The following is a 26,434-nucleotide window of genomic DNA, read 5'->3' as shown; positions in this document are numbered from 1 at the left end:
TAAATTTATATTTTATTTTGAATTAAATCAATCCGAACTGCTCAAAATGATGGGTAAAATGTTTTTTGAGCATCAGTTCCCACATTTCTTTATTTAATTTTCCAAACACAAAATTCATATGTTCTGCTTGCGGATTTTCTTTATAATAAATCGAGAATCTCTTCAAACTATCCATGAAAGACTGCTTTGCCACTTCAAGATTTTTATGTCTTAAGTCCAGCAATTTTTCATCTTCTTCTAAGAAAGGAGCTGGGAAATCTTTAGGCATTTTTCTATGATTATAAAGAGAATCCTGCCATTTTTCCAATTGTTCTTCCGGTGTGAAGCATTTTTCGGCTTCCGGTTCACCCAAGCTTACCAAAACTCCATGTTCCAAATGCTCAATCATTTGTTGAGGAGACATTTTGCCCCAATTCGACTGAGTATTTTCCGTTAAACCATTTAAAGCTTTCTGAATATTTTTTAAGTTTAAATCGATGAAAGGAGATTTTTTTGCAACCAATGTTAAAATTGTAGCTACACAAACAATCTCATCTCTCTGATTCACCACTTCAACCAACCATTTTACAACACCGGAAGGAATGTTTCTTCCTTTTACTCCACGGTTGATTTTTTCTTTTGCGGTTAAATAAACCGTGATCGTATCTCCTGCATAAACAGGCTTGAAGAACGAGCAGTTTTCTAATCCATAATTTGCGATAACCGGTCCTTTTTTCCCTGAAACGAACAATCCAGCCGCCGCAGAAAGGATGAAATATCCGTGAGCAACGGTTTTATCAAAGATAGTTCCTGTTAAACTTGTAGCATCTGTGTGTGCGTAAAAGTGATCCCAAGAAACATTGGAGAAATTCACGATATCTGCATCAGTAACCGTTCTTCCCGCAGTTTCCAAAGAATCTCCAACCTCAACATCTTCAAAATATTTCTGAAAAGGATGTTTGTCCGCAAATTTTTTCTCTGCCCCTTGCTGATATACTTTTGTAATCGCCGTCAAAACGTCCGGAGAACCTTGAATTGCCGTTTTCTGAAGGAAGAAATGAAGACCGTTCAAACCACCCATTTCTTCGCCACCTCCTGCTCTACCAGGACCTCCGTGCATTAACGTAGGAAGTGGCGAACCGTGACCTGTACTTTCTTTAGCGCTATCTCTGTTTAGCACGAAAATTCTACCGTGCTGAGAAGCCATTTTCCAAGAAGTTTCTGCCACAAAATTGTTATCATGAGAAACTATTGAACCTACCAGACTTCCTTTTCCTCTTTTTGCCAGTGCTGCAGCTTCTTCTGCATCTTTGTAGGGCATCAATGTAGAAACAGGACCGAAAGCTTCGACGTCGTGAGAGATGTTTTTAGTAAATGGAGAATCATTTAAGAATAGTTTCGGACTCATAAATGCCCCATTTTCATAGTTTGCATCTACCAATTCGTGTTTTCCGTCGTAAACAAGCTCTGTTTCTGTTTTTAAGATATTTATTTTTCTTACAACTTCATCATATTGTTGCTTTCCTACCAATGATCCCATTCTGGTTTCTCTGCTTAAAGGACTCCCGATTTTAGTCTGATCCAAAGCTTTAGACAAAGCATTCTGAACGTCTCCAACCAAATTCTCAGGAACGATAATTCTTCTGATTGCCGTACATTTTTGCCCGGCTTTCGTGGTCATTTCGTTACGAACTTCCTTAATAAATAAATCAAATTCCGGAGTTCCCAGTTTTGCATCCAATCCAAGAATCGAGCAGTTCAAAGAATCGGCTTCCATATTGAAACGAACCGCATTTCCGGCAACAGAGGGCAAAGATTTTAATTTTCTACCCGTCGTTGCAGAACCCGTGAACAATACAGAATCGCCATCTTTAACATAATCCAGAATATTTCCCGGTTCACCACAAACCAATTGAAGCGCACCTTCCGGAAGAACTCCGCTTTCAATCATATCCTGAAAAACTGCATTGGTTAAATAAGAACCATAAGGAGACGGTTTTACGATAGAAGGAACACCTGCCAATAATGAAGTTGACAATTTTTCCAACATTCCCCAAACAGGAAAGTTATAAGCGTTGATTTGTACAGAAACTCCTTCACTCGGCGTTAAAATGTGAGTTCCTAAGAAAGTTCCGTTGGCAGAAATTTTCTGAGTTTCCCCATCTACCCAAAACGGAGTATTCGGAAGCATTCTCTTTGCTAAACCTGAGTAGGTGAAGAAAGTACCGAAACCTCCTTCAATGTCTACCCAAGAATCTGCGTGAGTTGCCCCTGTTTTATATGATAATTCGTAATATTTTTTCTTTCTTTCTAAAAGGTAAAGCGCTACTTTTTTCAACATTTCTCCACGATCGTAGAACGTCATTGATGAAAGGTTTTTATAACCAACCGTTCTACCGTAGTCAAGAGCCTGTTCAAAATTAAGCCCTTCCGTATCCGAAACAGCAACCTGCTCTCCTGTCACGGCATTGTATAAAGGAATTCCGTTTCCGGTACCTTCTACCCATTCACCGTGAATGTAATTTTTTAACTTTTCCATATAGTTTTTTACTTTTTACTTACATTAAATTTTTTAACAATGCTTTTAATAATCAGATAAAGAAAGCATAGTATTAAACATACATCAATTATCAAAATAAAATTGATTAACCATGTGTAGAAAAAATCTTTACGTTTAAGACTTTCAATTACTTCATCTGATTCAATATGTTCCAAAGCATCTGAAATTCCGATTGATTCTTTTATTAAATTAAATCCTAAAAAATTGATTGCTACAACTATAATCAGAATTAAAATCCAATACTTCTTCAATACATTTATCATTTGAAATTTATTTACTTCGGCTCCTGATACGGAAATAATTTCAACAAACCTTCATACAAACTTCTGTGAAGAATCGTTGCATGATTATCTGTTTCCATCATTTTGTATTCTACCTTCCAATTTTTTTTATTTGATTTTTTAAGAATATCATATAAATTTTCTGCATCTTTTACCATTACCGGATGCTCACCTTTTCCTACAGAAACATAAATAAATTTCTTGGTATCCGGAATTTTGGATAATAATTGAGGAGCCTGTTTTAAAAGACTTTCATCATCCCACCACAAACTCGGACTAATGATAAAATAATTATTAAACATTTCAGGTTTTTTCAGCAGAATTTCTGTTGCTAAAAGTCCACCAAGAGATTGACCGAAGATGTAGGTATCGGTAGTTTTAAACTGACTTTCGATATAAGGTTTTAATTCTTTTTCAAGGAAACTGATAAACTTATCAGAATGTCCTGTTGTAGGATAATCTTTCTGTAAATCTTTTAAATCTGTGTGAAAAGTGAAGTCTCTTTTTCGATCAATATTTGCAATTCCTACCACAATCGTTTCCGGCATGGAATACATTTGATTAAAGAATTGAACCAATCCTGTAACGTGAATAAAATCCTCATTCATACTTCCATCCAGAAGATAGATAACTGGGTAAGATTTTGTTTTGTCGAAATTTTGTGGAAGATAGATGTTTAATGTTCTTTCTTCATTTAAAATTTTAGACTTTATGGTTCTGATTTCTCCAATAGTCAAGGGTTTTACATTTGTAGTCTGAGCAAAAGCCACAGATTGAAATGTAAACAGAATACTGCAGAAAATGAGAAGTTGTTTTAACATTATTATTTATTTTTTAATCGTCCTTTCAAAACCTCATAAGTTTTAGAAACCTATGAGGTTTGAGTTAAACCTTACTTTATTCAATTGTTAGAAAATCATATTCAACATTTGATTTATGATATTCTACAAAATCTTTTATTGTATCAAAATATTGCATCATCTCTTTTCTTTCAATTTTACTTTCTTTAGCCAAACGAATGTAAGAATGATAAGATGAATATTTCCAATCATTAATATCCTCAACAAACCCATGATTGACAGGGTTATTGTGAATATAATGCAATAATTTAATCAAATACTTTTCATCGTGTACTCTTTTGCGTTTTAAAAAATCAAGAAAAAGTGATCCTTTTCTCTTGTATTTCTTATTATATGCTTTTGCATAACCATTTAATAAATTACTAAACTGCCTCATTAAATATTTATGCTCATCTTCATTTGATACTTGGTCTGAATCTTTAAACCTCATTAATAAATGAAAATGATTCGGCATTAAGCAATATGCATATATTTCAGCTATTGGAATAATATATTTTAAAAGCTTACTTAAAAAATATTTATAATTTTCATCTTCCCGAAAAATTAAATCTTTGCCGTTTGCATGAGTATAAATATGATATACATAACCATATTCAAAACTTTCTGTATTTGACATATTTTTTCTTCATTTGTGTTTATGTGTTTTAATATTCAAACCTCATAGGTTTTTAAAACCTATGAGGTTTAGCCGGAAAAACTATTTCACATCATCCCAAATGCTGTAATCAACAACTTTCGTAGGAATTTGCTGAACATATTCTGTAAAAGGTTCACAAGGCAAAATTGCGTCTTTTCCTTCTCTCGCCAGTTCCTGATACAGTTTTGTTCCTTCCGTTTTCCATTTGATCATCTCATCAGAAACATCACGGATGATTCTTGCAGGGCTTCCTACAATTAATTTTCTCGCTTCACATCTGAAATTTGCAGGAACAAAAGCCAAAGCTCCGATGATACATTCGTCACCGATTACAGCTTTGTCCATCACTACAGCATTCATCCCAACCAGACAGTTTTTTCCAATATGTCCGGAATGGATGATCGCGCCGTGACCTATGTGTGCAGATTCTTCTAAAATGGTTTCAATTCCCGGAAAAACGTGAAGTGTACAGTTTTCCTGAACATTTGCACCGTCTTTGATGACAATTTTACCCCAGTCTCCGCGGATTACAGCATTCGGACCGATATAAACTTCTTCGCCGATTTCCACATTTCCGATAATTACCGCTTGTGGGTGAACGTAAGCGGATGGTTTAATGATAGGACGAATTCCGTGATATGAGTAAATATTCATAGTTTTTAAATTTAACAATGTATCAATCTAACAGTTTACCAATAGGTGCTTCGACAAGCTCAGCATGACAATGGAATTGTTACATTGATACATCTTTATATTGTTACATTGAAAAAAAGTTATACTTTTTCAATCACCATTGCATAACCTTGTCCTACACCGATACAAAGGGTACACAATGCATATTTCTTATCCTGTTTTTGAAGTTCCATTGCGGCAGAACCAACGATTCTTGCTCCGGAAACTCCAAGTGGATGCCCGATCGCGATGGCTCCTCCGTTTGGATTTACTCTTGAATCATCATCTTTCAACCCTAGACTTCTTGTTACTGCTAAAGATTGAGCGGCAAACGCTTCGTTCAGTTCAATAACATCCATATCTTCTAATGAAAGATTTAATCTTTTCAATAATTTCTGAGTTGCTTCAACAGGTCCGATTCCCATGATTCTTGGTTCAACACCAGCAACTGAAGATCCTAAAATTTTAGCTTTTGGTTGTAAACCGTATTTTTTTACGGCTTCTTCACTTGCTAAAATTAAAGCTGCAGCTCCGTCGTTCATTCCTGAAGCGTTTCCTGCGGTTACTGTTCCGCCTTCTTTTCTGAAAGCCGGGCGAAGTTTTCCAAGACCTTCCATTGAAGAAGTTGGCTTGATAAATTCGTCTTTATCGAAAATTTTCGATTCACTCTTCTTCTGTGGAATTTCAACTTTTACAATTTCTTCCGCCAATCTTCCGCTTTCCTGAGCTTTAGTTGCTTTTTGTTGTGACCAAAGGGCAAATTTATCCTGATCTTCTCTGCTGATATTATGCATTTCAGCTAAGTTTTCAGCGGTATCTCCCATTGTGTCAACGCCGTACATTTCTTTCATTTTTGGATTTACAAATCTCCATCCGAAAGTTGTATCAAACATCTGGCTGTCTCTACCGAAAGCTGTACTTGGCTTTGACATTACATAAGGAGAGCGTGTCATGTGTTCAACTCCACCCGCAATATAAATTTCACCTTCACCAGAAGCGATCGAACGGAAAGCATTTGCTACCGCCGACATTCCGGAAGCGCACAATCTGTTTACGGTTTCACCTCCGATTTTATATGGAAGTCCTGCCAATAAAAGTCCCATTCTTGCTACGTTTCTGTTATCTTCACCCGCTTGGTTAGCACATCCGAAAATAACATCCTCAATTTCCTCAACAGGAACTTCAGGGTTTCTTGCAACAATTTCTTTTAAAACAATTGCCGCCAAATCATCGGCTCTGACTTCTGATAAACCTCCACTTAGTTTTGAAATGGGAGTTCTGATATAATCTATGATGTATACGTTGTTCATATTCAATTAATTTAACAATTTAGCAATGTAACAGTTTACCAATGCTAAACGCTTTGCTTTTTATTTAAACTTGTACTTAATATTTTATAAATAATTTTTCCTAATTCTACAATTTGATGTTCTAATTTTTCATCAAATGGATAATTTTTGGAATGCTTACACAGATAAAGCCAATATTTGGTTTCTTCCAATTCTTTAGCTGAAATTTTTATCTTATTGATAAAATCATTTTTACTGTGAGGATTTTGTGCTTCAAATGCATTTGCACCAATGCTTGTTCCGGAGCGTAACAATTGTTTTGCAATAACAAACTTTCTTTTTTCTTCTAACAATTCACAAAACTCAATTATATCTAAAGAAAACTGAACTGTTTTCTGAATCAATGGATTATTTTCAAAATTTATCATTCGTGTTAAGATTATTTATTTCATCATTGTTAGATTGCTATACTGATACATTGTTACATTAAAATTACAATTCTGTAATTTTCTTTCCAATTTTATACACTGTTCCGACAAATTTTGCAATCAGTTCTTGATTTTGATTGGTAATTTTAATGTCGTAAACAGCGGTTTTTCTGGTGTCGTTTACCAAGATACTTTCTGCTCTGAAAATATCGCCTTCTTTTCCGGCTTTGGTAAAATTAATGGTACAGTTTAATGCAACTGCTGCATCTCCGGCGTTGTTGGACGAAAATGCTAATGCAGAATCTGCAAAAGCAAACGTAACCCCTCCGTGAACCGTTTTAAGCCCATTAATCATCTCCTTTTTGATGGGCATTTCCAGTAAACAATAATTTTCTTTGACTTCAATCAGCTTGATATTCATCCATTGGGAAAAATAATCCTGATCGAACATATATTCTGCAACCTGTCTCGGATTCATTTTTAATTAATGCTTGTTATTTCTTCATATAATTCATCAACCAATTTGTCATAAATACTCATGGTTTTACCAAGAATTATTTGCTCGTTTGAAAGATTTCCGGAATTTGACGGATTTTCGGTTTGATAAGAAGCATTTAAATCAATACCGTCTTCATTAGCTAATCTTTTAACCAACTCTTTATACTTTTCATTAAATTTTGCCAATAGCCCAAGTCTTTCCTGATAATCTTCTATCGAAGAAAGTTCCCGAATTATATATTCTTTTTCAATGAGAAGCCTTGTTTCTAATTCGGCTCTGAATCCGTCTATATCCATTTTTAATGTAATAATTTAACAATGTAACAGTTTACCAATGAGATTCTTCGCGTTGCTCAGAATGACAAACAAATTGCTACATTGTTAGATTGGTATATTGTTACATTTTACGAAGTAAAGGGCTTTGTCTGTACCTTTCTTCCTGATATTCTTCGTAAAGATTCTGCAGGGTTTCGGAGATTTTTGAAAAACCGATTTCTTTTCCCCAAGCCAATAATCCTTTTGGATAATTTACGCCTTTTTGCATTGCTAATTCAATATCCTCATCGTTGGCAACGCCTAATCTTTTTGCTTCAACTGCTTCATTAATCAACATTGAAATAATTCTCAAAAATATTTGTTGATACAGAGCATCGTCTTTTTGAGCGACAGGCTTTTCTGTACCTTCAGAATAATCGTAAAACCCTTTTCCTGTTTTTCTGCCGTGAAGTTTTGCTTCGGACATTCTTTGTTGAAGAAGAGACGGTTTATATTTCGGGTCGTAGAAGTAATCTTTGTAAACTGTTGTTGTTACAGAAAAATTTACATCAACACCAATTAAATCCATTAATTCAAAAGGTCCCATTTTGAAGTTTCCTAAAGTCTTCATGGCTTCATCAACCTGTTCGGGAGTAGCAATGTTTTCTTCAACAATTCTCAACCCTTCACCATAGTAAGGACGTGCGATTCTGTTAACGATAAATCCGGGGATATCTTTAGCAATAACAGGAGTTTTGCCCCAATCTTTCATGAGATTGTAGATTTTTTCCGCTAAAGATTTTTCTGTTAATAAAGATGGAATAACCTCAACTAAAGGCATCAAAGGAGCCGGATTGAAAAAATGAATTCCGATGAAACGCTCCGGCTTTTGTAATTCCGCACCGAGAGAAGTGATGGAAATGGATGATGTATTGGAACCAATAACACAGCTTTCTGAAACGTGTTTCTCTAATTCTGTGAAAACTTTGGTTTTAATTTCTTTGTTTTCGATGATGGCTTCAATAATTAATTCACAATCTTTGAAGTCCTTCAATTCTGTAGCAATGGAAATATTCGCTAAAATTTCTGACATTTTTTCTGCCGAAATTTTTTGTTTATCAACCAGTTTGGTCAATGTTTTTTCCAAACCTACGGTTGCCGTTTCTACTTGTTTTGCGTTGGCGTCATAGACCCAAACTTTGCATCCGTTCGTTGCGGCTACCTGTGCGATGCCAATTCCCATAGTTCCGGCACCGATAATTCCTATATTCATAATGTAACAGTGTATCAATGTAACAATGTAACAATTACGTCCTGTCATGCTGAGTCTGTCGAAGCATCTCAATTGGTAAACTGCTACATTGGTACATTGTTATATTAATTCCTATTTTCCTTTATAATTAGGTTTTCTTTTTTGTAAAAAGGCTTGTACACCTTCTTTAAAATCTTCTGTTTCAGCAGCTTCCTGTTGAAGATCACCTTCTAATTCAAGCTGTTCTCTCAATGTGTTGTTGTAAGATTGAGCGAAGGCTTTTTTAGTTAATTTAATAGCTGCAGTCGGCATATTTGCCATTTTCTCAAGAATTTCAATTGATTTTGGAGCAAATTCTTCTTCATTGAAAACTTCTGCAACCAAACCGTAAGATTTTGCTTCTTCAGCAGATAATCTTTTCCCCGTGAAAGCCAAATAATTCGCTAACTGTCTTCCCAATAATTTAGGTAAGAAATATGTTCCGCCAGTATCAGGAATTAAACCAATATTTGAAAATGCCTGAGCAAAATATGATTTATCAACCGCTAAAACGAAATCACAAATCAATGCTAACATCGCACCAGCTCCTACTGCAGGACCATTTACCAATGCAACTACAGGTTTTTTGCAACGTGTAATTTCCGTCACCAAAGGATTGTAATAGTCTACTACAATCTTTCTGATAATATCGTTGTCATGATGTTCGTTGCCTTGTACGAAAGCATCATCCAGGTTTTGACCGGAACAAAAAGCTCTTCCTCTTCCTGAAATGGCAACACATCTTACTGCTTCGTCATCGCTGCATTCTTTAATAAAATCTTTTAGATCTGATAAAGAAGGCTTTGTAAGCGCGTTCATTGTGTCCGGTTGATTCAGATAAGCGATTTTTAACTTTCCGTCAAAATGCGTTTCAATATCGAGTTGTGTATACATAGTATTAATTTTTTAAATTTAATAATGTACTAATTTAATAATAAAAATGTAGCAATGTATCAGTTTACCAATATAACAATATTCTTAGCATTGGTAAATTGTTACATTATTAAATTGCTACATCAATTAGTGGCATTTAAAATAATCAAAAGGCTCTAAACAGTCTAAACATTGATAAGAAGCCTTGCATAATGTAGACCCGAATCTGCTGATCTGTTTTGAATTCATAGAACCGCAACGAGGGCATTTTTTCGGTTTTCCGATGTGATGTTCGTCGGCTCCTTTTTCGGGAGGTGTGATTCCGTACACACGAAGTTTTTCTCTCGCTTCATCTGTCAACCAGTCTGTTGTCCAAATCGGAAACATTTTGGTGACCACTTTCACATCCCAACCGTTTTCTTTCATGATTTTCATGATGTCTTCCTCAATGGTAAACATGGCGGGACAGGCAGAATAAGTTGGCGTAATCGTTACTTCACAAGAATTATCGCTCGTAATTTTCGCTTCTCTTACAATACCCAATTCCACGATATTGATTACCGGAATTTCCGGATCGGGGACTTGAGTTAATATGTTTAATAAATTGTTCAATTTTTTTAATTTAACAATTATTCAATAATTGATTTTCTAATTTTAATTTAACGCAAAGTCCGCTAAGATTTTTTTAACTACTAAACGTTTTTAAGTTCGCAAAGGCATTTCACTTAACTAAGCCAACAAAGAATAAGTAAATTACTACATTGTTACGAACGCTATTTTTAAACCTAACAGGTTTTAAAAACCTGTTAGGTTTGTGTCTCTACCAAGTACAACCCGGATACGCTCTCTGCATATACTGCAATTCGCAAAGGATAAATCCGAAATATTCTGTATGATAACCTGTTCTTGATTTAGGCTGCATGAAAGGATTCGTTGGATATTCTAAACCGAAATCTGCAAAATCTTTTTGTGTAATTGCAAGAAATTCTTCATAAAGAGCATCTGTATTCGGAGCAATATTTAAAGCTACTAAATCATCTTCTCCTTCAGTTTTTGCAAATAAACCTTTGGTATATTCCCAAATATTTTCGATGGCTCTTTCAAGACGCATCTTACTTTCTTCTGTTCCCTGTCCGAAAATTTTCATCCAAGATGCGGCATGCGTGTAATGATATCTTACTTCTTTCAAAGATTTTTGAGCGATGGCAGAAAGTTCTTCGTCAGTTGAATTCGACAAAGCTTCGTACATCAATTTCTGATACACAGAGAAAACATAGACCTTAAGAATCGTCTGAGCATAATCTTCATTCGGAAGTTCAACCCAATGCGCGTTTATGTATTCGTGTTCGTATCTTAAAAATGCTAAATCATCTTCACTTTTACCGTTGTCAATCACTCTTGAAGCGTAAACATAAAAGTTGTTTGCCTGTCCAAGTTCATCCAAAGCAATGTTCGTTAATGCAATATCTTCCTCTAAATAAGGACCTTCACCGCACCACGCAGACAAACGCTGTCCCATGATGAAACTGTCGTCCGCTAGTTTTAATAAATAATTGAATAGTGCGCTCATTACATATTTTTTACATCATTAGGAATATCGTAGAACGTCGGGTGACGGTACAATTTGTCATCAGCCGGATCAAAGAATGCTTCTTTATCAATTCCTTCTGAAGTCACAATATATTTACTTGGAACTACCCAAACAGAAGTTCCTTCTTTTCTTCTTGTATAAACGTCTCTTGCGTTTTGCAAAGCCATTTCTGCTGTTGGTGCCTGTACAATTCCAACGTGTTTGTGAGATAATCCCGGTTTAGTCTGAATAAACACTTCCCACATATCTAAATTTGCCATAGTCAAATTAATTTAACAATGTAGCAATGTAGCAGTTTACCAATGAGATGCTTCGACAAGCTCAGCATGACAGTGATTGTTACATTTTTACATTGGTATATTGTTACATTATTATATTACTTCTTTTTGTTGTTTCTCTGCAAAAGCAATCGCCGCTTCTTTTACCCAAAGGTTTTCCTGTTGCGCTTTTACTTTTGTCTGTAATCTTTTCTTATTACAAGGTCCGTTTCCTTTTAAGATTTCCATGAATTCATCCCAAGGAAGTTCTCCGAAATCGTAATGTTGTCTTTCCTCATTCCATTTAAGATCTTTATCCGGAATGGTTAAACCTAAGAATTCAGCCTGAGAAACCGTAACGTCGATAAATCTCTGACGAAGACTGTCGTTACTTTCTCTTTTTACTCTGTAATTCATAGAGATTTTAGAGTTTGGCGAACTGTCGTCATTCGGGCCAAACATCATTAAAGCCGGCCACCAGAAACGGTTTAACGAAGCCTGAGCCATTTCTTTCTGTTGTTTTGTACCACGACAAAGTGCCATCAGAATCTCATAACCCTGTCTCTGGTGGAAAGATTCTTCTTTACAGATTTTCACCATCGCTCTTGAGTAAGGACCATAAGAATTCCCCATCAACATTACCTGATTCATGATTGCAGCACCATCAACCAACCAACCGATCGCTCCGATATCTGCCCAACTTAACGTCGGATAATTGAAAATACTTGAATATTTTGCTTTTCCTTCCAACATATCGTCGTAAGTTGCATCTCTGTCAGCTCTGATGGTTCCGTTTCCTAAAGTTTCAGTTGCAGAATACAAGTACAAACCGTGACCAGCTTCATCCTGAACTTTAGCCAAAAGAGCCATTTTTCTTCTCAATGAAGGTGCTCTGGAAATCCAGTTGGCTTCCGGCAACATTCCTACAATCTCAGAATGCGCGTGCTGTGAAATCTGACGAACCAATAGTTTTCTGTAATCATCGGGCATTACATCTTTTGGTTCTACTTTATTTTCGTCGTGTACGTATTGTACAAATTTTTCTAAATCCATAATTAAAATTTTTTTAAAAATTTTAAAATATAACAATGTATCAGTTTAACAATGTACCAATGATTGTTACACTGGTAAATTATTACATTGTTACATTAATTATACGTCATAATTAAGCATCACCACATTCGTTGTCGGGTGACATTGACACGTCAGAACGTAACCTCTGGCTACCTCGTCTTCGGTAAGCGCGAAATTTTTCTCCATGAAAACTTCTCCTTCCAAAACTTCCGCTTTACACGTACAACAAACTCCTCCTTTGCAGGCAAAAGGCACAGGAAGATTGTCTTTCAATGCTTTATCTAAGATACTCTCTTTTTTAGAATTAAGATGGAACGAATATTCATCGTCATCGATGATTACCGTTACCATACTTTCTATATTAGCAATTGCTTTGAATTCATCGCTCATTTCCTCAGAATTTTCGTCATCAGGAGCGGTAAAATATTCAAATAAAACCTGAATGGCAGGTACTTTTTTATCTTTCTTTAAATAATCTGCGATCCCTTTAATCATTTCTGCAGGTCCGCAAATGAAGAATGTAGATTCTTTAACATCAATATCTGTATATCTTTCGAACAGTTGATCTAATTTTTCAGGAGAAATTCTTCCTTCAAAAATCGGATCTTCGTGCTGTTCACGACTTACTAAATAAACAACTTTCAGTCTTCCGTTAAAAGTTTCAACCAATTTATCGATTTCAGCCTTTTTCATCACATGATTCATGCTTCTGTTACTGTAAAACAAGTAAGCATTAGAATTTGGCTCTTGGTAAAGACTTTCTTTAATATTTGACAACACTGGAGAAATTCCGCTTCCCGCCGCCAAACCAACGTAAGTTTTCACGTTTGTCGGGTGATAAGACGTATGAAAACCGCCCATCGGAGGCATCACTTCAAGAACTTCATCCATGTGAAGATGCTCGTTGAAATAACCTGAAACTTTCCCGTTTTCTAACAACTTAACCAATACTTCCAGCGTGTTGCTTTTTTCACTTGGAGCATTGCAGATAGAATAAGAACGGCGCTCTTCGTTTCCGTCGATCATCATTCGGAAGTTAAGATACTGCCCCTGCTTGAATCTGAATTTATCTTTCAGTTCCTCAGGAATTTCAACGGCTACATTCACAGCATCGTTGGTATCTTTCTGAACCCTTACAGTTTTTAATTTATAAAATGAATTCATTTTGTTTTTAGTATTCTATTAATTTTTCCACCTTCGCATTTAGGCAAACTGTCCTGAGCATGAATTTTCACTTTTGTGGTGATCCCTACTCGTTTTTTTATTTCGTTTTCTATACTTTTTCCAAAGTTTCCGACAAAAATAGCATAATCATCGGTATTTATTTCAATTTGTTGCGCCTTCACAAATTCATCATCGATTTCCAGATCAATATCCAATGCAACACACATTTGTTCTTTCTCAATCGGTGTTAAATAATAATTCGGAACCACTCCTTCCACATGAGAAAACGCTTCTTCAATCTGACTCGGATACACATTTACGCCTCTTACGATCAGCATATCATCGGCTCTTCCAAGAATCGGCTTCATTTTAACCATTGTTCTTTTTGAGTTTTCCTCATAATAAAGACTTGTGATATCGTTCGTCCAATAACGTAAAAGCGGCATTGCTTTTTTAGTTAAAGTCGTAATCACCAAAACACCTTCTTCACCAAACGGAACAGGTTTTTTTGTAATTGGATCTAAAATCTCAGGATAAAAATGGTCTTCCCAAATGTAAGAACTGCCTTTCTCCTCAAAATCCTCCATCGAAACTCCTGGTCCGATAATTTCACTTAAACCATAAATATTGGTCGCATGAACGCCCAATTTTTCTTCAATATGATGTCTGATCAATTCCGTCCAAGGTTCTGAGCCTAAAACGGCATATTTTAAACTGATTTCATCTGCCGAGATTCCTCTTTTGGCAAATTCATCAGCGATTGTTAAAGCATAAGAAGGTGAACAACAGATCACTTCTGGTTTGAAATCTATAATTAAATCAACTTGTCTCGTTGTCATTCCTCCCGAAATCGGAAGAACGCTCATTCCTAATTTTTCAGCTCCGTAATGAAGTCCAAGTCCGCCTGTGAAAATTCCATATCCATAAGCGTTGTGCAACTGCATTCCCGGTTTTGCACCGGCTGCATTCAACGATCTTGCTACTACTTCACTGAATAAATCAACGTCTTCTTTTGTATATCCTACCACCGTTGGTTTCCCTGTTGTTCCGCTTGAACAGTGAATTCTTTGCAATTCATTCTTCGGAACAGTAAATAAACCAAACGGATAATTATCTCTTAAATCCTGTTTGTAAGTAATCGGCAGTTTTGAAATATCTTCAATTGTCCTTATTTCCTCAGTTGATATTCCTAATTCATCAAATTTTCCTTTATAAAAATCTGATTTCTCCTCAAGATAACCCACCAAGTTCACCAGTCTTTCCGACTGAAGCTGTCTCAATTGGTCGAGCTGTAAGTATTCAACTGAAAAATCCACATTCATTGCTAACTAACATTTGTTAGGTGTAAATTTAAAAAGAATTTGGAACATGACAAAATTTTTATGATTTTCGTCATATTTTGAATGATTCTAAATAATTTCGAGGTTGAGGTTAAGGCCTAGATTGAGGCAAACCTTTGCATCAAGATTGTCATTCTGAAAAGAGTGAAGCAGAGTGAATAATCTATTAATATAAAACTTAAATTAGATTTCTCCTTCGTCGAAATGACAAAGATTCTGTTTATAAATATCCACAAAGTTTGTCATTCAGAGCGAAACGTAGTGGAGCGTCGAATCTAAACATAGTTTTTACAATAACAGTCGAGATTCCTACGGAATGACAAAGATGATCTTATAAAAAGCTTATTAAATAAAAATTACTGTTTATGATTTCCTAAAAGACCAAAAAGTATTTTATCCCTTATTTCATCAGTAATATCGGTAGTTGATTCAACATTTCTTTTGAACCAGAAATAAGAATTATTTAAAGTATGAAGAATGAATCTTGTGGTAAAAGTTGGTGATTTCAGTTCCCAGTTTTCAGCTTGGTAAATTTCAGAAATCAGTTCTTCAACTTCCTGTTGATATTTTTTTCTTAATTCTACAAATTCGGGAAGCCTTTCCTCCAAATGTTTCCATTCATTAGAATAAATATGCGTAACATCACGGTTTCTGAGAACTATAGATAAATGTTTATCGATGAATAAATTCAGTTTATCTTTTGGGTTGATGTCCGTGCTTTTTACAGTTTGAAGTTCGGTAAAGAAATCATTAGCGATTCCGAAGCAGATCCATTCCAGAATTTCTTCCTTTGAACGGATGTGTGCATATAAGGAAGCCGCTTTAATATTGAGTTTTGTTGCCAAATCCCTCACAGAGCTGCCCATATACCCTTTCTCTTTGAAAAGTTCTACGGCAACGTCTAATATTTTCCTTTGTTTTTCTTTAAGTTCCATCAATGAAGGCAAAAGTAACTATTTTGATTTTAATATTTGATTTTGAGGGTATAATTTTTAACGCAATTGACGCAAAGTTTTATTTAAAGTTTTTGTATATCTTCGTTCGCGAAGGCATTTCACTCAGCTAAGAGAGGGTTATCAATAGGAACGGGCTTTAGCCCGTTTTCAAGTTTAATGATATTCAAAAGGCTTTAGCCAAAACTTAGAATCTCTTTTTTAAACCACCCCGTCAAAAATTCTTTGAATTCTCGTCCTCCCTCCAGAGGAGGAGAATTTTCACTCTGCTTGATTTATCTATGCTATGACGACTTTTCCATCATTTTAAATATTTTTTTAATTATCGGAAATTTTGTCAAGTTAATTTTACGTTAAAAATACAATATTCGGAAATTTTGTCCATATTTTTTATAAATTTAATAACTGAACGGTTTTTGCAATAAAGTAATCGAATTAAATGATAAATAATTGATAGCATTAAGAAGCTAAACCTGAAAATTTAGTTTCTTGATGTTTTTTAAAAGAATTAACTAGACTTAATCATTACAAAAAATATACACAATATGAACTTAAACCAATATACAGTAAAATCACAGGAAGCCATCCAGGCAGCACAGCAAGTTGCAATGGAGTTTGGCAATCAAAGTATTGAACCTCAACATATACTTGAAGGAATTTTTCAGGTAGATGAAAATATATCGCCTTTCTTATTAAAAAAATCTGAAGCAGATGCGGCTTTGGTAAGAGAGCGTAACCGTGAAAATTTAGAAAAACTTCCGAAAGTACAAGGTGGAAATATTTATCTTTCTCAATCAGCAAATAAAGTTTTGCTTGACGCTCCCAACATCGCTAAAAAAATGGGTGATGAATTCGTAACGATCGAACATTTATGGTTATCACTTTTAGAGACCAATTCAGAGGTTTCTAAAATGTTGAAAGATATGGGCGTAACCAAAAGTCTTTTGGAAGGCGGAATTAAAGAATTAAGAAAAGGAAGCAAGGCAACCTCTGCAAGCTCAGAAGAGACCTATCAATCCTTAAATAAATATGCTAAAAACTTCAATGAATTAGCAGCCGAAGGAAAATTAGATCCAGTAATCGGTCGTGATGAAGAAATCAGGAGAGTTTTACAGATTCTTTCGAGAAGAACTAAAAACAATCCTATTCTGATCGGTGAACCCGGTGTTGGTAAAACTGCCATCGCGGAAGGAATTGCACATCGTATAATTTCCGGAGATATTCCTGAAAATTTGATAGATAAAACTTTGTATTCATTGGATATGGGAGCTTTGATCGCCGGTGCAAAATATAAAGGTGAATTTGAAGAAAGGTTAAAATCTGTCGTGAATGAGGTTATCAAATCAGACGGACAAATCATTCTTTTCATTGACGAAATCCACACTTTGGTAGGAGCCGGAGGTGGTGAAGGTGCAATGGATGCTGCAAATATTCTAAAACCTGCTTTGGCAAGAGGAGAATTAAGAGCGATTGGTGCGACAACTTTAAATGAATATCAAAAATATTTCGAAAAAGATAAAGCGTTGGAAAGACGTTTCCAGAAAGTAATGGTGGAAGAACCGGATACTGAATCTGCAATCTCAATTCTTCGTGGAATCAAGGATAAATATGAAGCTCACCACAAAGTAAGAATCAAAGACGAAGCGATTATTGCCGCAGTAGAAATGTCTCAGCGATATATTTCGGACCGTTTTTTACCGGACAAAGCGATTGACCTTATCGATGAGGCTTCGGCTAAGTTGAGAATGGAAATCAATTCAAAACCAGAAGAGCTGGATGTTCTCGACAGAAAACTAATGCAGATGGAAATTGAATTGGCAGCCATTTCAAGAGAAGGCAATCAGACAAAAATCGACCATTTAAAAGAAGATATTTCGAAAATTTCTGAAGAAAGAAATGAAATTAATGCTAAATGGCTGAAAGAAAAACAAAAATCTGAGGATTTAACCCAGATTAAAAAAGATATAGAATCTCTGAAATTGGAAGCAGAAAGAGCATCAAGAGCAGGAGATTACGCAAAAGTTGCTGAAATTCAGTACGGAAAAATAAAAGAAAAAGAAGATGCTTTGCAGAAACTCGAATTGGAGATGCAAAACCATCAGAATGAATTGATTAAAGAAGAAGTAACCGCAGATAATATCTCTGAAGTGATTGCAAAATGGACAGGCATCCCTGTTACCAAGCTGCTTCAATCCGAAAGAGAAAAATTATTACATCTTGAAACTGAACTTCATCACAGAGTTGTTGGACAAGACGAAGCCATTCAGGCAGTTGCAGATGCGATCAGAAGAAACAGAGCGGGATTGAGCGACGAGAAAAAACCAATCGGATCATTCTTATTCTTAGGAACGACGGGTGTTGGTAAAACTGAGCTTGCAAAAGCATTGGCAGAATTCTTATTCGACGATGAAAACAATATGACCAGAATTGATATGAGTGAATATCAGGAGCGTCATTCGGTGTCGAGATTGGTGGGAGCACCTCCGGGATATGTTGGATATGATGAAGGTGGTCAATTGACAGAAGCGGTAAGAAGAAGACCTTATTCAGTTGTACTTTTGGATGAAATTGAAAAGGCTCATCCTGATGTTTTCAATACGTTATTACAAGTTTTGGATGACGGTCGTTTGACGGATAATAAAGGCAGAGTCGTGAATTTCAAAAACTCGATTATCATTATGACTTCGAATTTAGGTTCGCATATCATTCAGGAGAATTTTGAAGATATTACCGAAGAAAACCAGGACGAAATTGTTGAGAAAACTAAAATTGAGGTTTTTGATTTGTTGAAACAGACTTTACGTCCGGAATTTTTAAACAGGATTGATGAAACAGTATTGTTCCAGCCTTTAAGAAAAAAAGAAATTGGAAAAATCGTTCAGTATCAATTGAGAGGTTTCAATGATTTATTAGCAAAACGTAATATTATCATGACTGCCACTCAGGATGCTTTGGATTATCTGATGAATAAAGGATATGATCCTGCTTTCGGAGCAAGACCTTTGAAGAGAGTCATTCAACAGGAAGTTCTCAATAAACTATCAAAAGAGATTTTGGCCGGAACCGTGAATGACGGCGACAGAATCACTTTAGATTATTTCGAAGAAACAGGTTTGGTTTTCAGACCTTCTGAAAAATAAGTAGTTTTTTTTCATATATATTATTTTTGAAGAATTTCCGCAGACAAAAAATCTGCGGAAATTTTATTTGTAACACGTCAGCCGTAAAATAAGCAAATTGCATTGTCGCCGACCTTACAATCAGCAAAATTTCTATTTTATATTCACTAATTCTACATCAAAAATGATGGTAGAGCCTCCAGGAATCGCTGGTCCGGCACCGTTATCTCCATAAGCCAGCTCTGAAGGAATGTAAAATCTGTATTTAGATCCTTTGCTCATGAGTTGGATACCTTCTGTCCATCCTTTGATTACCGCGCCCAGATTAATATCCATTGGTGCACCTCCATTTTTGTCAGTAGAGTCGAAAACAGTTCCATCCAGAAGCTTTCCAGTATATTTTACCTGTACAACATCTGACGTTTTTGGTTTTGTTTTACCATCACCTTCCTGCAACACTTCATATTGTAGACCTGAAGCTGTAGTTTTCACTTTAGGATTACTTTTATTTTTTGTAAGAAAATCCAGACCTTTTTTCTTATTTTCATCTGCTTGTAACCCCGCTACAGCTTGCTTTTTTTCATGTTGCTTCTGCATAAACTCCTGCATAAAGGCATCCATTTCTTCAGCCGGCATCAACTTTTTTTTTCCATCCATTTCTTCTTTAATAGCCCGAGCCAAAAGATCTGCATCTACTTTGAAGCCTTCTTGTTTCATATTTTGAGCAATACTTAAACCTATATAATAAGAAGCTTTTTGGTCATCCGTGTATTTGCTATCTACTTTAATCTCATCTTTCTTAGCACATGAAATACTAAATGTTGCTATGCAAAATAATGCGATAGTCTGTCTTTTCATTTGATAATTTTATTGTTTATGATTAATGAATTAAATAATCGTTGCAAATCTATCCAAAATCTTTATAATTTTAATTAAAATTTACAATCCGTAAAAACCCCATAAATAAACAGGAAAAAACCGTGTGGTAAGAACATAATTTTTACCGAGATTTGCAATACCAACTAACATTTTACCTATAAAACTAGCTTTATGAAAACAAAAACTAACTTAGACGTTGAAACATTAGAGTTAAACTCTGTGCCAAACACGATGACTTGCGAGTTTATCCAGACTCTGGTAGACAATTACAGAAAAAATCATTTAGTGTTCGTGAAAGACAAATTAGGAATCGATGATGCACATTCTATCCATTTTGATCTGGCGACACTGAAAAAGTTTATATCTGATATTGAAAACGAAACACTGAAAAACAATCCGAACGTTACAGATCAGGATTTGGGAATCAGATTTTATTATGCAGCTTATCCGACAGTTGACAATTGGAGCATTATGGAAAATACTCCAATCGGTACAGAATATGCTGAAAGACATACCTTAGTTTTAGTTCCTACAATGAAACAGGAAGACGAGAATGGAGAGATGTTAAGTTATGACTTCAATCCTTTAAGCACGAGCGGAGAAGGTGAATTTTTAGCAATGGCATCAGCAAGAGATTCTGGATTACAGGGCGATGTGATTTGCCAAAATCATGGAAATCTTGTTCCTCCTGACAGCACAAAAACTGAATCATTCTAAGAAAATTATATTAATTAAAAAATAAAACAAACACAAAAATGACTGATTTCCAAAGAATTGTACAAGAATTAATGTTCTGGAGCGAAGGTCTCGCTGCTGTAATTTCTCTTTTATATTACAAGCGTATTAAAAATCAATATTGGAAATTCTTTGTTTATTATCTAATTTTTGTGTTTTTGTCTGAAGCCATTGGAAAATGGGGAGATCTTTTGATAGAATATAATAAACAGGCGTTTTACAATTATTTTGTAATCCCCATTGAGTTTATATTTTTTTATTGGTTATATGCTGCTAAATCATTCAATAAACCAAAACTTTTTTTCGCTTTATCATTTATTTATCTTCTCTCCTTTATTCCCAGTGAATTAATGTTTTCTACAGATAAAGTAATGTTTTCTCTAAACTATACTTTAGGATGTCTTATTTTGATGATCCTTGTGGTCATGGAGTATTATAAGCAAATTAATTCTTCCAACATCTTGGATTTTGATAAAAATAGGATGTTTTATATCAATATTGGAGTGACTTTGTTTTATATTGGAACTTTACCATTTTGGACATTCTTTGAATTACTAAAACCATATAGAGAAATTTATAATATTTATTTTGCTTATTTCTTAGTATCGGCGGTTGTCATGTATCTATTATTCTCAATTTCATTCATATGGGGAAAACAGAACTCTTAATAACGATCATTCTTTTCAACATATTTTTTGTGTTGTTTATGGCTGCCGTGATGGTTTACATCCGGAAATACAAGCAACGTAAAAAGGAATATTTAAATGAAATCGAAATAAAAAACGAGATTCATCAGAAAGAGCTTCTTGCCACCCAATTGGAAATCCAACAGGCAACCATGCAGCAGATAGGGCGAGAACTTCATGACAATATCGGACAAAAATTAACCCTCGTAAGCCTTTACACCCAACAGCTTTTATATGAAAATAAAGTTCCTGAGGTAAGTGAAAGAATAGAACAGGTCTCACAGATCATCAACCAGTCTCTTCATGATTTGAGGAGCCTTTCAAAAACTTTGACTGACGATAATATAAGTCAGAAGGAAATCGTAACTTTAATTCAGGAAGAAGTCGACAATACCAACTCGTTTAAAAAGTGTAAAGTAAGTTTTAAACATAATTTTAAACAGCTGGATTTGGGATTTGCCCACAAAAATCTTTTGCTCAGAATCACTCAGGAATTTATTCAGAACAGTATAAAACATGCCAATTGCAAAAATATTTTCATTAATCTGAATACTTCTGAAGAATCTCTTTGGGAACTGAATATTAAAGACGACGGTATCGGATTTGATAAATCGAACATAAAATCAAACGGGATCGGTCTCACCAACATGAAAAACAGAGCCGAAATAATCGGGGCCAATTTCAGCCTTGAAAGTCAGAAAAATTTGGGAACTACGCTCAATATTATTTTAAAAAGACAGTCATGAAAAAAACGATAGTGATCGTTGACGATCACGTACTTATCGCAAAAGCTTTAGAAGGAATCATTGATAATTTTAAAGAATTTGAAGTCATCTATGTTGCAGAAAACGGCAAAGACCTCATCCAGAAATTTGAAAATAACAGCAAAATTCCGGATATTATTTTAATGGATATCAGTATGCCGATTATGGATGGTTTTGAAACGGTGCTGTGGCTTAAAGAACATCATCCCAACATTAAAGTAATGGCTTTAAGCATGCAGGGTGACGATAAAAGTGTCATTAAAATGATCAAAAACGGAGCAAAAGGTTACCTGCTGAAAAACACTCATCCAAAAGATCTCGAAAATGCTCTTACAAAACTGAATTCGGATGGTTTTTTCTATCCCGAATGGGCATCGAAAATTATTTTTTCCAATATGAATAATGAAGAATCTGTCAACAGCATAAGAATTTCAGACCGAGAAAGAGAATTTTTAAGATATACCGTAACAGAGCTGAGTTACAAAGAAATCGCCGATAAAATGTGCTGCAGCCCGAGAACAGTTGAAAGCTACAGAGATCAGCTTTGTGATAAATTAGATCTGAAAACTCGCGTCGGATTGGCTGTTTTTGCCATTAAAAACGGTTTCGCAGAATCTTAATTTACAAAACACATTCACTTATATTTTTAACTTAAATGAACTCCTTTCTTTTTAATTTGAGAAAGGAGTTTTATTTTTTACAGACCATAATATTTAATTGCTTTTTGCTTTAACGGATTTGTACTCCATTCTTCCCATTCTCCCGTATAAGGATTATAACCACATTTTAAAGGCTTCGATATATCTAATCCTTCATTATTCGTGTGAGTTTGTTCTGTATAAGCTCTACAATCTGTGCAGATATATCTGAATTCGCAATCTTTGCAAACTTCTGTACTATCTTTTGTGAGATTCCAGTATTTTTTAAATTCCGGATGTTGTAAAGCTTCTTCCAAAGTCGTATCTTCAATATTTCCAAAATTTTGCGGCATAGATGGGCAGTTTTTAATGTTACCTTCTATGTCAATTGAAATTTTCTTATGAAGACAAGAATTGTGTTGTTTTGATTCTAAATAGAAATTGCGATTGAGGTTAATATTTTTTAAATCAATTAATCCACAACCTAGAGGAATTTTGATATTATTGGTAATAATAGTAAAATAAACGTGGTGTAATGTTTGGAAGTCTCGTTTGTCAGATGAATGTAATATAAAGTGAAGAAATTTATTCGAGATTTCAAAATGATTTTCTTTAATGAATAATAACAGATTGGTATCGTATTTTACTACTATTGATATTTCATTGATGTTAGATTCATTAAACTTATATATATTAGAAATTGTTTCCATTACTTCATTTAAATCCATATTTAAAAATCTGATTTGCAGATATTTAATTTTTAAATTACAAATCTGCCTTATTAAATCATCATTAAAAATATATGAACTATTAATGTCTAATATTAAATAATCAACAAAAGAAGGGGTTTCATTAAAATGAGATGTACTTCTGAAGCTTAACAGCTCTTTTTTAGAATTTATCATAAACCCTAAATTGTTATTTATGATAAAATTAATGTATTCTTCTAAAGTTTCTAAGCTATTACTATCTAACTGTTTTTTTAACACAGCATAGTTTTGATACTCATTTGATAGTAAATCATAAAAAGCATTCGGAATGAGCTTTAAAAATCCTGAATTGGTATCTAAAATAATAGAGTTTTTAGCACCCTTAGTAATTTTAACTGAATCAAATAATTTTAAAAACATATCTAATACAAAAGGGAATAAGGTTTTGGTGAACGGTATATTCTTGTTTTACTGCTCTTTTTTTCTGTATTTTCTGAATATTTTACTTTGGATATATTATTGCTTTTTTTCCATTCCTGTAATGAAAATTCAATCCCTTTCAAATGTAATATCTCTTTGTCTTTCATAATAAGTCTGCAATATATTTTTCAATCTGATAATTACCATAATAGCTCACTTGGTGAAATTGTCCTAATGGATTTACTTCTAAAAAATAGTACTCATTACTAGACTTTATTAAATCTATTGTACCACATTTTAAATCCATTATTTTTGCCATCTTATGAATTTTTCTCTGTATATCAATTGGAAGTTTACAAGGAAGATATTTTTTTTCACTGTCTTTTATGTTCCTAATATCAATATTATCTGAAAAATCAAAAGTACCAATAGCCCAAATTCTCTTTTCAAAGAAAAAAGTTCTTATTTCATAGATTTTATTGACTCTTTTTTGAATAAGAGAAGGAATAATATTTTCTTTCCTGTCTTGGATGTGACTAATGTTTATTTCATGGGTATAATTTAGATACAATTCATTTTCAACAAAAATAGGTTTTATTTCAGAAACAGATTTAGTAATATATTGTTGGGTAAAATCTATTTTTGAAATATCCCTTCGTTGTGACAAGATATAAGTATCTGGTATTTTTAAACCTAAAGATTTTGCTAACAGTAAAACTTCTAATTTATTGACTTCTTTGGTGAAAAGGTTGCCAAATATATTTGTTCCGTTTATCTTTAAATAATGATAAATAAATCCTGTTATTGATTTGAGTTCGGAATTATAGAATTCAAGTAAATTATTATCTATTTCTTTTGTAGTAATATTGTAGTATATACCACCATTTCTATAAAAGACAGATTTGAAATTACTCAATTCGTATTCAACATCATTTATGGAAATTTTATATATATCATTTTCAAAATCAAAATATACTTTTGTTATTTGTTGACTCTCATTAAGACGAACAAATTTTTTATTTTGATATGACAGCCATGAACATATCTCATCAGTCATGGTGTCGTTGTCGGTACTAATGAGGAGTATCATCTAATTTAATGAGATTTTTTTTCATAACATTAGCATCATTATCATTTTTAAAGTTAAATCCTTCTATTGCAATGCTGGTAAAAACATAATCTTTATTATTTAGAAAAAAAATACTTTTATGAACTTCTTCCTCTGTTGTTGATAAGCCTATCAATTTTCTTTTTCTATTAATTTCCTTAATTTTAATATCTATTTCTGCTGCTCTCTTTTCAGGTAAAATTGCCTCGGTTATATAACAACAATCATTTTTTCCATCATTTGCTATAAATTGGTAAATTTTGAAAAAAGAGTAGTTATAAGTATTATTATTTAAATCGAGTAGAAAACCTGCAATATCAGGTCTTATTTTCCCTTTATTGAGAGCTTTTATTATTTCATTAGAAAAATTCACTTGTTGATGGCTGTATAAATTTGTAGCCAATTGATGCCAAATAATAAGATAAAAGTCGTGAAAATACACTTGGCTTTTCATTTCTAATCCTATATTATATTCATTAGGAAATCCTTTCTTTTGAATAATTTTAAGCAAATTATTGGCTGCAATACTGTCATTTTTAGTAAGTTCTTTTTTGTAAGCCTGATAATTTCCACCTGATAATTTTCTGTAATATTGATCTATTCTGAATAATGAATCTAAACTCTTTTTATAATTTAAATCTATTGCATTTTGACAAGGTATTGTTTTGTACTTTTTAGTGTTATTAAAATTATTTGTCACAAAATCATTGTCAAAGTTCTTTCCTAAGCATTTTAAAGCTTGATAGTTTGTATAAGCTGTCTCTAAATCATTTGTCTTTAAAGCAACTGTCATACTATTTTGTAAATCTTTTGCATGTGGTTGTTTAAACTCTCTGAAAGCCTCTTTATATAAGTGATTTGCTCGAATTAAATTATTATTAAGAATCTTATTTTCTGCTTCATTGGTTAATTCATAATATCTAATAAGATTTTTATCTTTTAGTTCAAAATTTTGAGATTTACATAATAAACTTAAAAATAAAAAAATGTATAAAATTAATTGTTTCATAGTATAGAAATAAAAAGAGAAGTTTAAAACTTCTCTTGAAAATATGTTCTTCTTAATATATTAACACGGTTTGTCAATAGCATTAAGATTGCTGTAGACATAATTTCCATTATCATATAACACATCACTTGAATATGACAGGCATTGTCCATTCCAACACATTTCTCCAGCACCTGTTGATTGAGTACCTTCAATAGTTACAAAATTTTTTACTGGAGCTCCTATTCCTCCTAAAATTTTTTCCAACTTTTCATTTTTTAGCTTATAGTTCGCCAATTTTTCGAAACTTTTTGTTTTCATAAAAAATAATTTTTAAATGTTAATAAATACTCAAGACTAGCCGAAGTCTCGTTCTTAATTACAA

At 33.9% G+C, this 26,434-nt stretch carries 27 protein-coding genes; 5 read left to right on the top strand and 22 right to left on the bottom strand.

Annotated features, from left to right (window positions below):
* Nucleotides 1-22: 22 nt before the first annotated feature.
* From paaZ to ABD745_RS09650, 17 genes are all read right to left on the bottom strand, one after another.
* Nucleotides 23-2,518, bottom strand: a complete 2,496-nt coding sequence (gene paaZ / locus ABD745_RS09730) for a phenylacetic acid degradation bifunctional protein PaaZ (RefSeq protein ID WP_344828680.1) — start codon at nt 2,516-2,518, stop codon at nt 23-25.
* Between the two features lie 295 nt (nt 2,519-2,813).
* Nucleotides 2,814-3,641, bottom strand: coding sequence for an alpha/beta hydrolase (locus ABD745_RS09725; protein ID WP_344828677.1), 828 nt, complete (start codon nt 3,639-3,641; stop codon nt 2,814-2,816).
* 76 nt (nt 3,642-3,717) lie between these two features.
* Nucleotides 3,718-4,296 (bottom strand): transposase, encoded by a 579-nt coding sequence (locus ABD745_RS09720; RefSeq protein ID WP_344828674.1) that lies wholly within the window; start codon nt 4,294-4,296, stop codon nt 3,718-3,720.
* A gap of 81 nt (nt 4,297-4,377) precedes the next feature.
* Nucleotides 4,378-4,971, bottom strand: coding sequence for an acyltransferase (locus ABD745_RS09715; RefSeq protein WP_344828671.1), 594 nt, complete (start codon nt 4,969-4,971; stop codon nt 4,378-4,380).
* Between the two features lie 119 nt (nt 4,972-5,090).
* A complete protein-coding gene (gene pcaF, locus ABD745_RS09710; protein ID WP_344828668.1) occupies nt 5,091-6,299 on the bottom strand; it encodes a 3-oxoadipyl-CoA thiolase in 1,209 nt (402 codons plus the stop codon).
* 44 nt (nt 6,300-6,343) lie between these two features.
* On the bottom strand, nt 6,344-6,706 hold the full coding sequence (locus ABD745_RS09705; protein ID WP_344828665.1) for a four helix bundle protein: 363 nt from the start codon (nt 6,704-6,706) through the stop codon (nt 6,344-6,346).
* A 64-nt stretch (nt 6,707-6,770) separates the two neighbouring features.
* Entirely contained in the window at nt 6,771-7,184 is a 414-nt protein-coding gene (locus tag ABD745_RS09700; protein ID WP_344828662.1) for a PaaI family thioesterase, read from the bottom strand.
* A gap of 2 nt (nt 7,185-7,186) precedes the next feature.
* Entirely contained in the window at nt 7,187-7,501 is a 315-nt protein-coding gene (locus ABD745_RS09695) for a hypothetical protein (protein ID WP_344828659.1), read from the bottom strand.
* Between the two features lie 100 nt (nt 7,502-7,601).
* A complete protein-coding gene (locus ABD745_RS09690; RefSeq protein ID WP_344828656.1) occupies nt 7,602-8,732 on the bottom strand; it encodes a 3-hydroxyacyl-CoA dehydrogenase NAD-binding domain-containing protein in 1,131 nt (376 codons plus the stop codon).
* A 111-nt stretch (nt 8,733-8,843) separates the two neighbouring features.
* Nucleotides 8,844-9,644 (bottom strand): enoyl-CoA hydratase/isomerase family protein, encoded by an 801-nt coding sequence (locus tag ABD745_RS09685; RefSeq protein WP_344828653.1) that lies wholly within the window; start codon nt 9,642-9,644, stop codon nt 8,844-8,846.
* A 126-nt stretch (nt 9,645-9,770) separates the two neighbouring features.
* Complete coding sequence (gene paaD, locus ABD745_RS09680) at nt 9,771-10,235, bottom strand: 1,2-phenylacetyl-CoA epoxidase subunit PaaD (RefSeq protein WP_344828650.1); 465 nt, start codon at nt 10,233-10,235, stop codon at nt 9,771-9,773.
* 208 nt (nt 10,236-10,443) lie between these two features.
* Entirely contained in the window at nt 10,444-11,193 is a 750-nt protein-coding gene (gene paaC, locus ABD745_RS09675) for a 1,2-phenylacetyl-CoA epoxidase subunit PaaC (protein ID WP_344828647.1), read from the bottom strand.
* Nucleotides 11,193-11,474 (bottom strand): 1,2-phenylacetyl-CoA epoxidase subunit PaaB, encoded by a 282-nt coding sequence (gene paaB, locus ABD745_RS09670; RefSeq protein WP_034679196.1) that lies wholly within the window; start codon nt 11,472-11,474, stop codon nt 11,193-11,195. Before paaB ends, paaC begins: the two co-directional genes overlap by 1 nt.
* A gap of 111 nt (nt 11,475-11,585) precedes the next feature.
* A complete protein-coding gene (paaA, locus tag ABD745_RS09665; RefSeq protein ID WP_034679304.1) occupies nt 11,586-12,524 on the bottom strand; it encodes a 1,2-phenylacetyl-CoA epoxidase subunit PaaA in 939 nt (312 codons plus the stop codon).
* A 99-nt stretch (nt 12,525-12,623) separates the two neighbouring features.
* Entirely contained in the window at nt 12,624-13,709 is a 1,086-nt protein-coding gene (locus tag ABD745_RS09660) for a 2Fe-2S iron-sulfur cluster-binding protein (RefSeq protein WP_344828633.1), read from the bottom strand.
* Entirely contained in the window at nt 13,706-15,025 is a 1,320-nt protein-coding gene (locus ABD745_RS09655; RefSeq protein ID WP_344828630.1) for a phenylacetate--CoA ligase family protein, read from the bottom strand. Before ABD745_RS09655 ends, ABD745_RS09660 begins: the two co-directional genes overlap by 4 nt.
* A gap of 380 nt (nt 15,026-15,405) precedes the next feature.
* Nucleotides 15,406-15,984, bottom strand: coding sequence for a TetR/AcrR family transcriptional regulator (locus ABD745_RS09650; protein ID WP_344828627.1), 579 nt, complete (start codon nt 15,982-15,984; stop codon nt 15,406-15,408).
* Between the two features lie 563 nt (nt 15,985-16,547).
* On the opposite strand from ABD745_RS09650, the gene clpB reads away from it, so the two are divergent.
* Nucleotides 16,548-19,142, top strand: a complete 2,595-nt coding sequence (clpB, locus tag ABD745_RS09645; RefSeq protein WP_344828624.1) for an ATP-dependent chaperone ClpB — start codon at nt 16,548-16,550, stop codon at nt 19,140-19,142.
* Between the two features lie 132 nt (nt 19,143-19,274).
* Here the strand turns inward: clpB and bamJ are convergent, their stop codons facing one another.
* On the bottom strand, nt 19,275-19,979 hold the full coding sequence (gene bamJ, locus ABD745_RS09640; protein WP_344828621.1) for a BamJ family beta-barrel-assembly machinery protein: 705 nt from the start codon (nt 19,977-19,979) through the stop codon (nt 19,275-19,277).
* A 192-nt stretch (nt 19,980-20,171) separates the two neighbouring features.
* Between bamJ and ABD745_RS09635 the strand changes: the two genes are divergently transcribed.
* From ABD745_RS09635 to ABD745_RS09620, 4 genes are read left to right on the top strand one after another with little or no spacing between them, the layout of a single operon-like run.
* Nucleotides 20,172-20,717: a hypothetical protein gene (locus ABD745_RS09635; protein WP_344828618.1), complete on the top strand. Its 546-nt coding sequence runs from the start codon at nt 20,172-20,174 to the stop codon at nt 20,715-20,717.
* 38 nt (nt 20,718-20,755) lie between these two features.
* The gene (locus ABD745_RS09630) at nt 20,756-21,403 is read left to right on the top strand and encodes a hypothetical protein (protein WP_344828615.1); all 648 of its coding nucleotides are present in this window, start codon (nt 20,756-20,758) and stop codon (nt 21,401-21,403) included.
* The gene (locus ABD745_RS09625; protein ID WP_344828613.1) at nt 21,382-22,167 is read left to right on the top strand and encodes a sensor histidine kinase; all 786 of its coding nucleotides are present in this window, start codon (nt 21,382-21,384) and stop codon (nt 22,165-22,167) included. Before ABD745_RS09630 ends, ABD745_RS09625 begins: the two co-directional genes overlap by 22 nt.
* Nucleotides 22,164-22,805, top strand: coding sequence for a response regulator (locus ABD745_RS09620; RefSeq protein ID WP_047401379.1), 642 nt, complete (start codon nt 22,164-22,166; stop codon nt 22,803-22,805). The genes ABD745_RS09625 and ABD745_RS09620 overlap by 4 nt, the downstream gene beginning before the upstream one ends.
* Before the next feature lie 77 nt (nt 22,806-22,882).
* Here ABD745_RS09620 and gwsS read toward each other — a convergent pair whose 3' ends face one another.
* From gwsS to ABD745_RS09600, 4 genes are all read right to left on the bottom strand, one after another.
* On the bottom strand, nt 22,883-23,953 hold the full coding sequence (gene gwsS / locus ABD745_RS09615; RefSeq protein WP_344828609.1) for a grasp-with-spasm system SPASM domain peptide maturase: 1,071 nt from the start codon (nt 23,951-23,953) through the stop codon (nt 22,883-22,885).
* Nucleotides 23,954-24,116: 163 nt separating this feature from the next.
* Nucleotides 24,117-25,010: an ATP-grasp domain-containing protein gene (locus tag ABD745_RS09610; protein WP_344828606.1), complete on the bottom strand. Its 894-nt coding sequence runs from the start codon at nt 25,008-25,010 to the stop codon at nt 24,117-24,119.
* Between the two features lie 16 nt (nt 25,011-25,026).
* Entirely contained in the window at nt 25,027-26,070 is a 1,044-nt protein-coding gene (locus tag ABD745_RS09605) for a hypothetical protein (protein WP_344828604.1), read from the bottom strand.
* Nucleotides 26,071-26,130: 60 nt separating this feature from the next.
* Complete coding sequence (locus ABD745_RS09600) at nt 26,131-26,370, bottom strand: P-loop NTPase family protein (protein ID WP_344828601.1); 240 nt, start codon at nt 26,368-26,370, stop codon at nt 26,131-26,133.
* Between the last annotated feature and the right edge of the window lie 64 nt (nt 26,371-26,434).

This window comes from Chryseobacterium ginsenosidimutans, assembly GCF_039536845.1.
Lineage (GTDB): Bacteria > Bacteroidota > Bacteroidia > Flavobacteriales > Weeksellaceae > Chryseobacterium > Chryseobacterium ginsenosidimutans_B.
Note: the sequence above shows the minus strand (reverse complement) of the source record. Positions and strands in the feature narration are given on the sequence as shown.